The organism is Micromonospora sp. NPDC005172, from assembly GCF_040608555.1.
In the GTDB taxonomy this organism is placed as follows: Bacteria; Actinomycetota; Actinomycetes; order Mycobacteriales; family Micromonosporaceae; genus Micromonospora.
The window spans coordinates 21,585-36,143 of record NZ_JBEXIL010000032.1 but is presented as its reverse complement, the minus strand read 5'-3'; the positions used below and the strand labels follow the sequence as shown (position 1 = coordinate 36,143).

At 73.3% G+C, this 14,559-nt stretch carries 14 protein-coding genes; 3 read left to right on the top strand and 11 right to left on the bottom strand.

The annotated features are described in order from the left end of the window. Window positions 1-67 precede the first annotated feature (67 nt). The 3 genes from ABZV06_RS21445 to ABZV06_RS21435 all read left to right on the top strand — a co-directional run bounded on the left by ABZV06_RS21445 (window position 68) and on the right by ABZV06_RS21435 (window position 3,030). Window positions 68-973 (top strand): aminoglycoside phosphotransferase family protein, encoded by a 906-nt coding sequence (locus ABZV06_RS21445; RefSeq protein ID WP_355623599.1) that lies wholly within the window; start codon window positions 68-70, stop codon window positions 971-973. Between the two features lie 419 nt (window positions 974-1,392). Continuing rightward, on the top strand, window positions 1,393-2,334 hold the full coding sequence (locus tag ABZV06_RS21440) for an exo-alpha-sialidase (protein ID WP_355623596.1): 942 nt from the start codon (window positions 1,393-1,395) through the stop codon (window positions 2,332-2,334). A 9-nt stretch (window positions 2,335-2,343) separates the two neighbouring features. Beyond that, complete coding sequence (locus ABZV06_RS21435; RefSeq protein WP_355623593.1) at window positions 2,344-3,030, top strand: SGNH/GDSL hydrolase family protein; 687 nt, start codon at window positions 2,344-2,346, stop codon at window positions 3,028-3,030. A 114-nt stretch (window positions 3,031-3,144) separates the two neighbouring features. Here ABZV06_RS21435 and ABZV06_RS21430 read toward each other — a convergent pair whose 3' ends face one another. The 11 genes from ABZV06_RS21430 to ABZV06_RS21380 form a co-directional block, all read right to left on the bottom strand. Then, entirely contained in the window at window positions 3,145-4,503 is a 1,359-nt protein-coding gene (locus ABZV06_RS21430) for a hypothetical protein (RefSeq protein ID WP_355623590.1), read from the bottom strand. Beyond that, window positions 4,500-5,468 carry a transketolase C-terminal domain-containing protein gene (locus ABZV06_RS21425; RefSeq protein WP_355623587.1) on the bottom strand — a complete coding sequence of 323 codons (969 nt, stop codon included), beginning with the start codon at window positions 5,466-5,468 and terminating at the stop codon, window positions 4,500-4,502. Before ABZV06_RS21425 ends, ABZV06_RS21430 begins: the two co-directional genes overlap by 4 nt. 1 nt (window position 5,469) lies before the next feature. Next, the gene (locus ABZV06_RS21420) at window positions 5,470-6,441 is read right to left on the bottom strand and encodes a thiamine pyrophosphate-dependent dehydrogenase E1 component subunit alpha (protein WP_355623584.1); all 972 of its coding nucleotides are present in this window, start codon (window positions 6,439-6,441) and stop codon (window positions 5,470-5,472) included. Beyond that, window positions 6,438-7,229: a DUF3050 domain-containing protein gene (locus tag ABZV06_RS21415; protein WP_355238943.1), complete on the bottom strand. Its 792-nt coding sequence runs from the start codon at window positions 7,227-7,229 to the stop codon at window positions 6,438-6,440. Before ABZV06_RS21415 ends, ABZV06_RS21420 begins: the two co-directional genes overlap by 4 nt. A gap of 2 nt (window positions 7,230-7,231) precedes the next feature. Next, window positions 7,232-8,143: a phytanoyl-CoA dioxygenase family protein gene (locus ABZV06_RS21410; RefSeq protein WP_355623581.1), complete on the bottom strand. Its 912-nt coding sequence runs from the start codon at window positions 8,141-8,143 to the stop codon at window positions 7,232-7,234. Further along, window positions 8,140-9,216 carry a 4-hydroxyphenylpyruvate dioxygenase gene (hppD, locus tag ABZV06_RS21405; RefSeq protein WP_355623578.1) on the bottom strand — a complete coding sequence of 359 codons (1,077 nt, stop codon included), beginning with the start codon at window positions 9,214-9,216 and terminating at the stop codon, window positions 8,140-8,142. Before hppD ends, ABZV06_RS21410 begins: the two co-directional genes overlap by 4 nt. Window positions 9,217-9,289: 73 nt before the next feature. Beyond that, window positions 9,290-10,528, bottom strand: coding sequence for a beta-ketoacyl-[acyl-carrier-protein] synthase family protein (locus tag ABZV06_RS21400; protein ID WP_355238952.1), 1,239 nt, complete (start codon window positions 10,526-10,528; stop codon window positions 9,290-9,292). A 22-nt stretch (window positions 10,529-10,550) separates the two neighbouring features. Further along, window positions 10,551-12,659: an AMP-binding protein gene (locus tag ABZV06_RS21395; RefSeq protein WP_355623575.1), complete on the bottom strand. Its 2,109-nt coding sequence runs from the start codon at window positions 12,657-12,659 to the stop codon at window positions 10,551-10,553. 101 nt (window positions 12,660-12,760) lie between these two features. Further along, the gene (locus tag ABZV06_RS21390; RefSeq protein WP_355623572.1) at window positions 12,761-13,858 is read right to left on the bottom strand and encodes a beta-ketoacyl synthase N-terminal-like domain-containing protein; all 1,098 of its coding nucleotides are present in this window, start codon (window positions 13,856-13,858) and stop codon (window positions 12,761-12,763) included. Next, window positions 13,851-14,096, bottom strand: coding sequence for an acyl carrier protein (locus ABZV06_RS21385; protein WP_355238963.1), 246 nt, complete (start codon window positions 14,094-14,096; stop codon window positions 13,851-13,853). Before ABZV06_RS21385 ends, ABZV06_RS21390 begins: the two co-directional genes overlap by 8 nt. Then, complete coding sequence (locus tag ABZV06_RS21380) at window positions 14,096-14,362, bottom strand: acyl carrier protein (RefSeq protein WP_355238966.1); 267 nt, start codon at window positions 14,360-14,362, stop codon at window positions 14,096-14,098. The genes ABZV06_RS21385 and ABZV06_RS21380 overlap by 1 nt, the downstream gene beginning before the upstream one ends. Between the last annotated feature and the right edge of the window lie 197 nt (window positions 14,363-14,559).

The following is a 14,559-nucleotide window of genomic DNA, read 5'->3' as shown; positions in this document are numbered from 1 at the left end:
CTCGACCTGTCCCACTGTCGGCGCAAATCGGTTGCGGGCGGCCGGCGGCGCCCGCAGGCTCGGGCGGATGAGCGCACAGCCCGCAACCGACGTGCCGCACAGTGACGAGACGACGGCCCGGCGCATCGACGTGGACCTGGTCCGCCGACTGGTCGCCGAGCAGTTCCCGCGGTGGGCCGACCTGCCGGTGCGCCCGGTCGAGGTGGGCGGCTGGGACAACCGGACCTTCCACCTGGGCGACGAGATGACCGTCCGGCTGCCCAGCGGCGAGGGGTACGTCCTCCAGGTAGCCAAGGAGCAGCGGTGGCTGCCCGTGCTCGGCCGGTTGCTCCCGCTGGAGATCCCCGTGCCGCTGGCCCAGGGCCGACCGGGCGCGGGTTACCCGTACTCCTGGTCGGTCTACCGCTGGATCGACGGACACACCGCCCGGCCCGAGCGGATCGACGACCTGACCCGGTTCGCGACGGACCTCGCGGCCTTCCTGCGGGCGCTGCGCGCCGTCGAGGCCACCGGCGGCCCGGCGGCCGGCGGGCACAGCGCCTGGCGCGGAGGACCACTGTCCACCTACGACGCCGAGACCCGGGCGGCGATCAAGATTCACCGCGACCGGCTGCCCGTCGAGGCGGTCACCGCCATCTGGCAGGACGCTCTCGACGCCACCTGGGCAGGGCCGCCGGTGTGGTTCCACGGCGACGCCGCGTACGCCAACCTGCTGGTCCGCGACGGGCGGCTCGCCGCGGTCATCGACTTCGGCTGCTGCGGCGTCGGCGACCCCGCCTGCGACACGGTGATCGCCTGGACCCTGCTGCACGGCGCCAGCCGAGCGGCGTTCCGCGACGCGGTCGACGTCGACGCGGCCACCTGGACGCGCGGACGCGGCTGGGCGCTGTGGAAGGCGCTGATCACCCTCGACGGTCCGGACCCCGCCGGGGCCCGACGCGTGATCGACGAACTGCTCGGCGAGCAGCGCTGAGGCATTCTCAGTGGCCAGCCGCCGTCGGAGTCGGGTGTTCGGTGCGGCAGCGTGGGCAGCGCAGCCGCGACCCGGCGGCCCGGGGCACCCGCAGCAGTTGACCGCACGCGCAGGCGAACACCGGCTGAGCTGCCCGTAGGTAGTCATCGCGGGTACGCCGGGGCCAGCTCCCGTGGCAGCGGTGGCAGCGCTTCGGCGGATAGCTGTGGTACCGGCACGCCGAGCAGCAGGCCCGCGAATCCCCACGTGAACGTGACCGACCGTCGCCACCCGACCACTCCAGCGCGCCGACGCCTTTTCGACAGGCCATCGTTCGTCCTCCGTTCGCCGCGCGGTCGTCCGGACGTCGGCGGCAGCGACTACCGTCGGCCGGCGTCACCGGGACGTCCCGCCCACCAACGCCAGGAGGCCCGTCGCGCATGACGTCGTCATCCCTCCACCGCACCGCCGCCGAGGTCGTCGCCGTACACCGGATCGGCGACAGCGCGCCGCACAGCGCGTTCACCGACCTCGTCCGGTACGCCGGTATGTGGTTCTGCGCGTTCCGCGAGGCCGACAGCCACCTCTCCGACGACGGTGTGATCCGGGTATTGACCTCGACGGACGGTCGGGCGTGGAGTTCCGCGGCGGTCATCCGGGCGGCCGGCGTCGACCTGCGCGACCCACGGTTCGTGGCGCGGCCCGACGGGCGGCTGCAACTGCTGGCGGCGGCGAGGACCGATGCGTTCACGACGGTGTCCTGGCTCTCCGACGACGGCCGCGCCTGGGGCGACCCGACGTCGGTCGGCGAGCCGGACGTCTGGGTGTGGCAGGCCGCCTGGCACGACGACGCGATGTACGGCGTCGGCTACGCCACCCGGGGGCCGAGGTTCGCCCGCCTCTACCGCAGCGTCGACGGGCTCGACCTGCGGCCGTGGGTGCCGACACTGTTCGAGGGCGGCTACCCCAACGAGTCCGGGCTGGCCTTCGACCCGGACGGGACGGCCCACTGTCTCCTGCGCCGCGACGGCGACAGCGCCACCGCGCAGCTCGGGCGGGCCCAGCCGCCGTACCGGGAGTGGACGTGGACCGACCTGGGCGTACGGGTCGGTGGCCCGGCGCTGCTGCGGCTGCCCGACGGGCAGCTGGTCGCCGGGGTACGCCTGCTCGACGGCGACGTCCGCACCGCGATCTGCGCCGTCGACGAGGAGCACGGTGAGCTGACCGAGCTGGTCGCGCTGCCCTCCGGAGGCGACACCAGCTACCCGGGGCTGGTGTGGCACGACGACAGGCTCTGGGTCAGCTACTACTCCTCCCACGAGGAGCGGACCTGCGTGTACCTGGCCGAGGTCAGCCTGGCCGAGGAGGCGGTGGTCGGCTAGCGTGCCGACATGCCATCGACGCTGAGCGAATCGACGGACCCGTACTGTCTGCGTCCCGGCGAGGCCGCCGAACTGCTGCACGCCCACCCGTGGCGACGGTTCGTGGCACTCGGCGACAGCGTCGTGGAGGGCATGTGCGAGCCGACGCCGGGCTACCCGGACGTGCAGTGGGTCGACCGGCTCGCCGCCGAGCTGAGGGTCGTACGCCCCGAGCTGGCGTACGCGAATCTGGGCCGGCGCGGACTGCGCGCGCATCAGGTGCGGGCCACCCAGCTCGCCCCGGCGCTGGCGTTCACGCCGGACCTGGCGCTGGTGGTCTGCGGCGGCAACGACGCCTTCTCCCCGGCGTACGACGCGGACGCGGTGGACGCCGAGCTGACCGGGACGATCGGCGCGCTACGGGACGAGGGCGCGGACGTGATCACCGTCGGGATGTTCGACGTGTCGCACAGCCCGGCCGTGCCCGAGCACGTGCGGGCCGGCCTCGGCGAGCGGATGCGCCGACTCTCCGCCCACACGGCACGGCTGGCCGAACGCCTGGGAACAATCCACGTGCACCTCACCGACCATCCGCTCACAGCCGATGCGACCCTCTACAGCACCGACGGCCGCCACGGCAGTGCCCGCAGCGACGCGATAGCGACAGCCGAAACCCTCCGCGCCCTGTCCCGCCACCTCCGCCCCGCACCCCGTTGATCATGAAGTTGTTGTCGACCGCATCGGCGTGTCGGGACAATAACTTCATGATCAACGGGGCCGGGCCGGGGCGGGCCGGGCGGGGCGGGCCGGGGCGGGGCGGGGCGGGCTGGGTCAGTCGTGCAGGAGGATTCCCGTTAGGAGGACTCCGTGGGCCAGGTTGAGGATTCCGTCGCCGCCGGGGTAGCCGACCCTCGCCAGGCCGCCGGAGGCCGTACGGCCGAACAGGTACGGCGCCAGGGAGTACGGGACGTCGGCTGTGACCGTCTCACCGGTCTCGATCTGCACGAAGTCCATCGGCACCCGGTCGGCCGGCAGGTACTGCTGCAGGATCGCCCCGCCCCGGTCGACGGCCGCGCGTAGGCCCTCGGCCCAGTCCTGCGGGCTCAGGTCGGGGCCGATGAGCACCCCGTGCCCGGCCGAGCCGTCCGCCGGCTTCGCCACCAACTCGGCCTGCTCGGCGATTGCCCGGTCGAGCAGCGCGACGGTCAGCGCCACCGTGTGCGGGACGTGCCGGCGGATCAGTGTCTGGTCGTCGGCGGGCAGGATGTCGACGTCCTCCCACAGCCAGGCGAAGGTGGTCTTGTTGCCGAGCAGCCAGGCCGCCGCCGACACGTACATCGGTAGCGTGCCGGCGGCCAGCGCGCCGGCCACCGCGTCCAGGCCTGCGGTCGGAGTGACCCGGTTGGGCACGAACAGCCGGAACAGCGCGTCGACCGGCGCGCCGTCCACGACCAGCCGGTCGTCGGCGTCCAGGGTGGCGGTGGACAGGGGCGCGATGACCAGGTCGATGCCGAAGTCCCGGGCCCGTACGGCGAGCGGGCTGAGGATCCGGATGAACGTCTCCGGGTCGTCCAGGCCCGGGTAGTCGGCGTCGAAGTCCATCAGCAGCGCCAGCCGGGCGCCCTCGGGCAGCCCCAGCTCGTCGCGGATCGCCACGAACCGCTGGTCCAGCAGCGACGGCGCGGCGCGCAGCGGCAGACCGTCGAGAATGCCGTGCTCGGTGTAGAGCTGTGCGAACCGCTGGATGACGGTGTCGGCGTCGAACCCTCCCCCGAGGCTGCTGTCGATGTTGTACTCGACGAACTTCGGCACACCCTCGGTGAAGATCACATCCGGCCGGTACGCGGCCAGCAGCGCCTCGGTCAGCGGCTCCGACTCGTCCAGCAGGCGGGTCTCCCCCGCCGGAACGCCGAGCAGCCGACGCAGCTCGCCGGCGGTGTCCACCCGACGGCGGCAGGCGTCCAGGATGAGTTGGGCGAGCCGGTCGCAGACGTCGTTCAGCTCCCGCCAGGTGTCGGCGGCGAGCACCGGGGGTCGGGCCAGTCGCCACTGCTTGTTGTAGGTGGCCCGGCCGTGGAAGACGCGTTCCCAGGCGGCGGCGCCGGTCGCCACCATGGCCCGGCGGGCCGGCTCCGGCAGGTCCGTCCAGGCGCCGTCGGCCGAGGGCCACGGATAGTTCGGATCGATCATGAGCCGTCCTTCATGGTCAGGTGGATGGCGGTGGCGAGCTGCTCCCGGCCGGGCTGCACGGCCCGGTCCAGGGCGGGGGCGAACGGCAGCACCGCGCCGTCCGGTCGGGTCACCCGGCGCGGCGGGGCGAGCAGCCGGACCCGTTCCACCACCGAGGCGATGATCTCGGCGGCGATGCCGCAGGATCGGTTGGCGTCGTCGACGACGACGAGACGGCCGGTACGCGCCACCGACTCGGTGAGGCCGTCGATGTCGAACGGGTACAGGGTGCGCGGGTCGAAGACCTCCACCGACACCTCGTCGGCCAGCTCCTCGGCCACGGCGAGCGCGTCGTGCACCAGGTGCCCGACCGCGACCACTGTGACGTCGTCGCCGCGCCGGTGGACGCGGCCCCGACCGAGCGGCACCGGTTCCAGCTCGGCGACGTCGTCGCGGACGTCCATCGCGCCGGCCGGCGCGAACACGACCACCGGGTCGTCGTGCCGGATCGCGGTGACCAGCAGGCCGTACGCGTCGGCCGGGGTGGACGGTACGACGGTGACCACGCCGACGTGGGCGAAGAGGCTGTACGGGTGGTCGGAGTGCTGCCCGGCCCAGCCGGTCCGCGACCCGGAGCCCGGCACCAGGTAGGTGACCGGCACGGCGCACTGGCCGCCGGTCATCAACGGGAACTTGTGCGCGTGGTTGACGATCTGCTCGAAGACCAGGAACAGCAGCGACGGGATCTGGAACTCGATCACCGGCCGGAGCCCGGCCAGCGCCGCCCCGGTCGCGAAACTGGTGAACGCCTGCTCGGACAGCGGGGTGTCGCGGACCCGGTCGACGCCGAAGCGCTTGGCCAGCCCGGTCGTCACCAGCGAGGCGCCGACCTGGACGTCCTCGCCGAGCAGGAACACCGACTCGTCGCGGGCCAGCTCGTCGGCGAGCGCCCGGGTCAACGCCCGGCGGTACGAGAGTCGGGGCACCTCAACCACCTCCGGTGCGGGCGGTCAGGCCGCTGGCGTACAGGTACGCGAGGGCGTCGGCCGGATCGGGTTCTTCGCTGGCCAGGGCGAACCGCACGGCCTCGTCGAGGGTCGCCTCGACCTCGGCGTCCACGGCTGCCCGCTCCGCGTCGGTGAGCCGTGCGCCCTGGATGTCCACCGGGTCCCGGGATCGACCCCGGGACACCTCGTCGGGCGGGCGGTAGTCGAGGCGTACCGCGTGTTCGAACGTGTGGTGGACGTCGAAGCGGTAGGTACGGGCCTCGACCAGCTCGGGGCCGCCGCCCGCCCGCATGCGGTCGACGGCGGCGGCCGCGGCGACGCGTACCGTCTCCGGGTCCTGGCCGTCGACCTCGACCGCCGGGATGCCGAACGCGGCGGCGCGGCCGGCGATGCTGCCGGCCACCGCGCCGCCGACCGGCATGGTGGTGGCGTAGCCGTTGTTCTCGCAGACGAACAGCACCGGCACCCGCCACAGCGCGGCCAGGTTGAAGGCCTCCAGCAGCATGCCCTCGTTGACCGCGCCGTCACCGAAGAAGCTGACGCCGACGGTGTCCCGGCCCTGCCGCCGCCGGGCCCACACCGCGCCCGTGACGATCGCCCCGGACGCGCCGACGATCGCGTTGGCGCCGAGCACGCCGATGCTCAGGTCGGCGGCGTGCATCGAGCCGCCCCGGCCGGCGTTGAGCCCGGTGACCCGGCCGCACAGCTCGGCGAGCATCCGCGCCGGGTCCGCGCCGCGGGCCAGCACGTGCCCGTGCCCCCGGTGGGTGCCGGCGAGCACGTCGTCGGCACCCAGGGCGGCGCAGACGCCGGCGGCGATTCCCTCCTGACCGAGGTACGGGTGGATGCCGCCGACGATCTGCCCGCCGTGGACCAGCTCCACCGCCCGTTCCTCGAACCGGCGGATCAGCCGGACCGTGCGGTAGAGCCGGACCGGGTCGGCGTCGGTCACGCCGGGCCCTTGACGGCGGCGAGGATGTCGTCCCAGAGCCGGGCGCGGGCGGCGAGGGCGGTGTTGACCGTGTCGGCGCACTCCTGCCACTTGGCGTCGTCGTCGCCGCACAGGTCGGCGAGCATCTGCATGGCCATCGGCGTGTGCTGCTCGCCGTCGACCTCGATGTGCCGTTCCAGGTAGTCGACGAACGTGTGCAGCCGGTTGCTGCGCTCGTTGACCGCGACGACCTGCGTGAACATGTCGGGGATCAGGTCCTCGCGGCCGAACGCGAACGCCGCCGCCTGGCAGTGCACCGGGGTCGACTCGATGATGTGCCAGGTGGTCGCGGCGAACCGCGCGGACGCGGCCGGCGCCCCGGCCTCGGCCAGCGCGTCGGTCACCGGCCGGCCGGCGCGCAGCAGGTCCACGAGGGCGTTCACGGCGGTGGTGTCCGCGCCGGCCTCGGCCATGCCCCGCACGTACAGCTCGAAGTGGCTGATGTAGCCCTCGCCCAGCTCGTCGCTCTCCTCGACCATGACGATGTCGTTGATGAGCCGGCGGCTGCCGGTCGGGCCGGTCGGGATCCACGGCACGGTGACGCAGGTCAACTGCCGCTGCAACGACTTCAGCAGCGACATGAAGTCCCAGACCGCGAAGACGTGGTGCTCCATGAAGGTGACCAGCGCCTCGTGGGTGTCCAGGTTGGCGTACAGGGGGTGCTTGACCACGGCGTCGCGCCGCTCGGTCACCGCCTGTTCCAGTCGCTCGATGCCCGGGTGCGTCCTACCCCAGTCGTACCGTGACATTGTCAACCTCCCTGTTGGGCGCGGTCGCGCCAGATGACCGGGCAGTAGTCGGGGTCCGCGTAGTCCGGCCGCCCCTCGTGGGTGCGGCGGACCAGCACGTCGTGGTTGTACGCGGCGAGCGTCCCGTCCGAGAGCGGATACTCCCGCCAGGCGTTGTCGCCGTCCTGTAGGTGCAGCGAGATCGCCTGTCGGGGGCGACCGCTGACGTTGGCGCCACTGCCGTGATACGTGCGGCAGTGGTGGAAGCTCACGTGTCCCCTGGGGATCACCATGGGGACCTTGCTGATCTCCGCGCCGTTGTACGCGGCGTTCTCGGCCAGCATCTCCTCGAGCTGACCGCGGTCGCGGTCGGCGAAGTGCCCCACCACGGTGTCGTCCGCGCCGATCTCCTTCCACCGGTGCGAACCGTCGACCATCGTGATGGTGCCCATCTCCGGGCCGCAGTCGTGGAAGGGGATGAACGCGGTGAGCATCTTCTCCGACGACGAGGACGCCCAGTAGTGCTTGTCGAAGTGCCAGGGCACGATGTTGCTCGGCTCCCCCTCGACCGGTGGCTTGAGGATCAGCGTGGACTGGAAGACGCGGATCTCGTCGGCCTGCGCCAACCGGGCGGCCACCGCGCCGATCAGCGGCTTGCGCAGGATAGCGCCGAGCCCGTCGTGTTCGTGGTGGACGTAGTCGTTGTGCCGCTGCACCGGCCCCTTGGACGGGTCCCAGTAGGCGAGCTTCGGCGGACGCACCGGCAGGCGGCGGTCGCGCTCACCGTCGTAGTAGCGCTGCGCGGCCGCCGCGAGGGTGTCCACCTCGTCGTCGGTGAGGATCTTCCTGGACAGGTACCAGCCGTGCTCGGCGTAGTGCCGCACGTCCTCGTCGGAGGGCAGCAGCGCTCGTTCCGCGGCGGTCAGCGCGCTCACGCCCCCACCCCCTGCGCGGCCAGTTCCCGCTCCTTGGCCTCGTAGAGCGCCTTGATGTTGCCGCTGCCGAAGCCGCTCGCGCCCCGCCGCTCGATCAGCTCCAGGAACAGCGTGCGACGTACGTGCATCGACTCGGCGAAGATCTGCAACAGCTGCCCGCCGTGGTCGGAGTCGACCAGGACCCCCAGTTCGCGCAGGCGGTCCACCGGCGCGTCCACCCGACCCACCCGTGCCTCCAGGCTGTCGTAGTAGGCGCCGGGCGTGCCGGCGAAGCGCACCCCGCGCCGGCCCAGCGACTCCACGGCCGCCACGATGTCGTCGGTGCGCAGACCCAGGTGCTGCACACCGCCACCGGCGTGCTGGTCGAGGAACGCGTCGATCTGCCCGGGGCGGCGGGTGCGGTCCGGCTCCAGCAGCACCACGGTGACGCGGCCGGACGGGCTCTGCACCACCTTCGAGTTCATGCCCTGTCCGGCGACCTCGACGTGCTCCTCGAAGATCTGCGCGAAGTCGAACAGCTCCCGGAAGTGCCGGACCGTCGTGTCGAGTTCCCCGGGCGGCACGCACACCGCCAGGTGGTCGACCTCGGCGAGGACCGGCTCGGCCCCATCCGTCGTCGACCGGGTGGGCGTGATCAGGCCGGGCAGGAAGTCGCCCCGGCTCCCCCGGCGCTGCACCAGGCGGTGCCGCACGTCGGCGAAGCCCTCCACCTCGGCGGTCACCACCTCGGCGTCCGCGCCGGTGACGGTGGTCGGTGGCGTCACGCCGGTCGCACCCCGACCCAGCAGCTCGGCGTACGCGGCCACGACGTCGTCGACCTCGACGGCGACCACCGCGATGCCGTCACCGTGGCGGTGCACGTAGCGGGCCGCCGGGTGGCCGGCGTCCAGCCCCGAGGTGAGCAGCAGCCGGATGTCGCCGTGGCAGAGCAGCATCGAGCGCTGCCCGGCCAGCCCGGTTTCCGGGCCCCCCTGCCCGCAGAGCTGGAAACCGACGGCCGTACTGAACCAGAACGCCGCCTGTCGGGCGTCGCCTACGTAGAGTTCGATGTGGTCGATACCACGGATGTCCATGTTCTTGAGTGCCCTTCCCGATGCTTCGTCCGTGTTGCCGTCCGGACGCCCCCCGTCCGGGATGCCGCGTCGCTCACCTCCTCGGCTCGGCGACCCGCGCGAGCACCAGGCTCACGTTCTGGCCGCCGAACCCGAACGAGTTGGTCAGCGCGTACTCCGGGTCGGCCCGACGGGGCGCCCCCCGGATGTGGTCCCCCGGGCACGCCGGGTCCGGGTCGTCGAGGTGGTACGTCGGTGGCAGCAACCCCCGACCGAGCGCCAGCGCGGTCACCGCCGTCTCCAGCACACCGGACGCGCCGAGCAGGTGGCCGGTGAGCGCCTTGGTGGAGCTGACCGGCACACCACCGTCACCGAAGACGTCCGCGAGGGCCGTGGTCTCCGCGATGTCGCCGAGCTTCGTGCCGGTGCCGTGGGCGTTGACGTAGCCGACCGCCGCCGCGGGCACGCCGGAGCTGCGCAGCGCGCCCCGGATGCACGCCGCCGCGCCCGCGCCGTCGGGGCGCGGGGCGGTCGGGTGGTACGCGTCGGTGGTCGCGCCGTAGCCGGCCACCTCGGCGTACCCGCTGGCGCCGCGCGCGGCCGCGTGCTCGGGGTGTTCCAGCACCAGCAGCGCCGCACCCTCGGCCAGCACGAACCCGCTGCGGGACGTGTCGAACGGCCGGCTCGCCCGGGTCGGGTCGGCCCCGGCGCGGGCCAGCGCCCGCGCGTTGCCGAACGTGTCGGTGAAGGTCGGGAAGAGCGGCGCCTCGCTGGCCCCGCAGACCACCACGTCGGCTTCCCCGCAGCGGATGAGCCGGACCGCGTCGGCGACCGCCTGGGCGCCGGAGGCGCAGGCCGTGCCGACCGACGAGCTGTAGCCCTGGATGCCGTACCTGATGGCGATCCGGGCCGCCGGCATGTTCGGCAGGATGCCGGTGAGCAGGTACGGGCTGACCGCCGACCGTCCCCGGGCGGCCCGGGCCAGCACCTGCGACTCCAGGGTGGCCATCCCGCCGACACCGCCCACGATCACACCGATCCGGGACGGGTCGACGTCGCGGCCCACCTCGATGCCGGCGTCGGCGAGCGCGTCGGCGGCGGTGAGCAGCGCCAGGACCACGGTCCGGTCCAGCACCCGGCTCTCCGGCCCGGGCAGGACGCTGCGCGGGTCGATGTCGGGCAGCAGACCGGCCACGTCCAGCGAGCCCGACGCCGGATGGCCCTCGGGTGGGCGGGTCAGCCCGGACCGGCCGGTCGTCAACGCGTCGAAGGTCTCCTCGACACCCCGTCCGACCGGGCTGAACAGGCCCATCCCGGTGATCAGCGCGCTCACGCCGGCACTCCGAACCGTCCGCTCACGACGCGGCCTCGGTGAGGTAGCGCTCGCGCAGGGCCACCTTGCGGACCTTGCCGGTGACGGTGACCGGAATGTCGTCGGACCGTACCGGCACGACCCGGCGCAGCGTGGCGCCGACGTCCGCGCCGAGGGCGGCGCGCACCCGGTCGGTGCGGTCCTCGGCCTCGTCGGCGCCGGCGGCCAACTCCAGCAGCACGTCGGTCACCACCCCGTCCGCCGCGCCGACGATCACCACGGTGCAGTCGGTGACGTCCGGGCAGGCGGCGAGGACCCGCTCCTCCGACAGGGCGGTGAAGAACCGCCGGCCGTTCCCGGCATCGACCGAGTCGACCGCCCGGTCCAGGTGGTAGTAGCGGCCCTCGGCGTCGGCGCGGACCAGGTCCCCGGTGAGGTACCAGCCGCGCTGGCGGAACCGGTAGGTGGTGGCCGAGTCGTTCCAGTAGCCACGGAACAGCGACGGCGAGTCGATGCCCAGGAAACCCACCTCGCCGACCGGCACCGGCTCGCCGTCGGCGTCCAGCACGGCGACCTTGGTGAACTGGTACGGCCGGCCGATGCAGCGCCCGTACCGGTCGGTGTCGGCGCGGTGGGTGATGTGGAACATGGAGTGGCCCATCTCGCTGGAGCCCAGCCCGTCGATGAAGAGTGAGCCGGGCACCCGCGCCACCCCGTCGCGCGTGACGGTGTCGTGCCAGCCGACCGCGACGAGCCGGCGGATGTGCGGCTCGTGCGAGCAGTCGCCGGTGTTGAACCACAGCCGCACCGAGTCCAGGTCGTACCCGGACAGGTCGAAGCGGGCCAGCTCGGCCCAGGTGACCGAGAAACCGAACACCCCGTCGGGACGCCAGCGTTGGATCGCGTCGAGGACGCGCTCGCCGCCCTGCTCGGAGAGCAGGAACATCTCCGCGCGGTTGCCCAGCGCCTGGTTGACCATCAGCACGGTCGCGGTGTGCGGTGCCGGCAACGCGTTGAGGATCCGGGTGGTGCCCTGCGCCTGCGGCATGCTCAGCAGGTGCCGGGTGGCGGCGAAGAGGCTGGCGTGGGAGTGCAGCACCGCCTTGGGCACCCCGGTCGTCCCCGAGGTGTGGGTGATCACGATCGGGTCGTCCGGGTGGTGCCGGTAGTGCGGCGGGGCCGCCGCCGGATCACCGGTGCCGGCCTGCGCGGGCGTACCCAGCAGCGGTACGCCCAGTTCGTGCCCGGCCAGCAGGGCGGTGTGCGCGTCGTCCGCGAGCACACCGACGCCGCGCAGCCGACGGATGTACTCGGCGGCGATCTCCGGCCGGAGCTTGCCGTTCATCAGCGCCGGGATCGCCCCGAGCCGGGCCAGCGCCAGGAAGCTCAGCACCATGTCGGCGGCGGCGGTGGCCCAGACGGCCACCGGGTCGCGGCGGCGTACCCCCTGCTCGTGCAGCCACGCGGCGCGGGCGGCGACCCGCTCGTCGAGCTGACCCAGCGTGAGTGGTGCCTGGGCCGGATGCCCGTCGACGGCGGTGTCGAAGGTCAGCGCCGGTCCGTCCGGGTCGGCGCCGTGCGCCAGCACGCGGGCCAGCATGTTGCCCGCGCCCAGTTCGGTGTCGGCGGCCAACCGGCCGCGCAGTCCCGGTGTCCTCATGGTCGTGCTCCTCCCCCCCAGCAGCACCGCGACCGCCTCGGTGGACAGGTCGGGCGTCTGTTCGATCAGGATCAGCAACACCTCGTCGGCGTCGCCGTCGTCGTGCAGCAGGGCCGCCTCGGCGGTGCCCTCGGCGTGCGGGTCGCCGGTCGGGCTGAGGCAGACCACCGGGCCGCGCAGTCCCCAGCGGGCCGCGATGTGGCCGGCGACGCTGTTGGGCACGGACTGGTAGAAGAACAGCGGTCCGACCCGGCCGCCGGCCTCGACCGTCGCGCGTACGTGTTCGGCGCTGGCCCGGTCCCCAGACGCGCTGACCAGAACGATCGCCGTGCGCACCTCCGCAGGCACCGGCGAGGTCCCGTACCGCCGCCGCAGACACCGCTCGGCGACCGCCACCACAGTGGGCGCGAACGCCGAGTGCACGAACCCCGGCACCACCGGCACGACCCCGTCCCCCGGCTCGGGCCACCCCGCCCGCGCAAGCTCCCGCACCCCGCCCGCCCCCCGCGATCTTGCGTTTCCTGTCGTCGATTCGCGTTGTTCGTCAGATTCGTCGCCATCGAAAGTGCAAGATCGCGGGGTGGTGGGGGTGGTCATGGCACGCCGATCAGGAGCGCCGTGTTGGCGCCGCCGAAGGCCGCGTTGAGGGTCAGGGCGTGGGTTACCGTCGCGCGGCGGTGCGCGGTGGTGACGACGTTGAGGGGGCAGGCCTCGTCGCGGCCCTGCCAGCCGGCGTTGACCGGCAGCTCACCGGTTCGCAGCGCCATCGACGTGACCACAAGTTCGAGCAGCCCGGACGCCTCCAACGTGTGCCCGTGCAACGCCTTCGTGGAGCTGACCGGCACCTCGCTGGCGTACCCGTCGAAGGCCCGCAGCAGCGCCGCGGCCTCGGCGGCGTCGCTCTGCGCGGTGCCGGTGGCGTTGGCGTTGACGTACCCGACCGCCTGCGGCGGCAGCCCGGCCCGGCGCAGCGCGACGCTCGCCGCGCGGGCCAGTCCGACGCCGGTCGGGTCCGGCTGGCACGGGTGGTACGCGTCCCCGGCGCGACCCCAGCCCGCGACGGTCGCCACCGGCTCCGCGCCCCGCCGGGCCTCGGCGCGGGACTCGATGACCACGGCGGCCACGCCGTCGCCGAGCAGCAGGCCACGGCGGCCGGTGCTGAACGGCCGCACCGCCCCGTCGTCGGCGAGGGCCCGACCCGCGTCGAAGAGCGCGAACTGGTCCGGCTCGACGAGGTAGCCGGCGGCCACCACCACCCGCGAAAGTTCGCCCCGGCTGATCAGGGTGGCGGCGTCGGCCACCGCCGTACTCGCCGACACGCAGGCGCTGGTGTAGACCCGGGTGCGATCGGACAGTCCACACCGGGCGGCGAGCTGGCCGGCCAGCGCGGACGGGACCGGCTCCACGCCGGGGGCCGGGCCGCCGTGCACGGCGAGCAGCAGCGCGCACTCCGACCGTCGGGTGCGGTCCAGGCCAGCCGCCCGGCAGGCCGCGTCGATCGCGTCGGCCAGCTCGTCGCCGAGGGTGCCCACCTCGGGCAGGGTGGCGGCCACGGTCACCCGGCGGGCGCTCGTGTCGAAGCGACGGATCGGACCGAAGGCCGGCGCGGAGGCGAGCTGCGCCTCGGCGCCCCGCCCCAGGGCGCTGACCGCGTACACACCGGTGAGCTGGACGACGGGCGGCTCAGCCATCTGCGGGAGCGGTCAACGACGCCCGCAGGACCGCCAGGGCGTCGTCGACGGTACGGATGCCGGCCAGGTCGTCGTCGGTGAGGTCGAGCTGACGCTCGTAACGCTGCTCGACGAGGTGCACGAGCCAGGCGAGTTCCATCGAGCCGACCCGGTCGGGAACCTGGTCGGCGGGTTTCGCGGTGAGTTCGGCGAGCATGGTCAGCAGGTCAGCTCGCCCCAGATCGGGCTGACCGGACATCAGGCGTCGTCGCGCTTCGCCTCGGCGGCGCGGTCGGCGACCATCGTGGTGAACTCGCCGACGGTCATCAGGGCCAGCTTCTCCGACTCGTCGTCGGCGAACCTCAGACCGAACCGGTCCTCGACGCGGACAGCGAGGTCGGACAGGGCCAGCGATTCCAGGTCGACGCCGGACGGGCCGAGCGTGGTGTCGTCGTCGAGCCCCTCGACGTCGTAGTTCATGTCGACGAGCTGCTCGACGACGAAGGCGCGGACCTCGGCTCTCATGGATACCCTCTCTGCGTATGCCAGGTGACGGTGTCCGATCGGGACACCGCGTCGGTCTGGGTCGGTGGGGACACCGGCGGTCGGCCGGGTCCCGCCGTACGGATGCCGCGCGCGGGTGCGACGCTGCTCGGGTTGGTGGTGGGCAGCGAGGCCCTGGCGCTCGCGGTAGGTGTCCACGTCGAGGTGGCGCAGCGGGC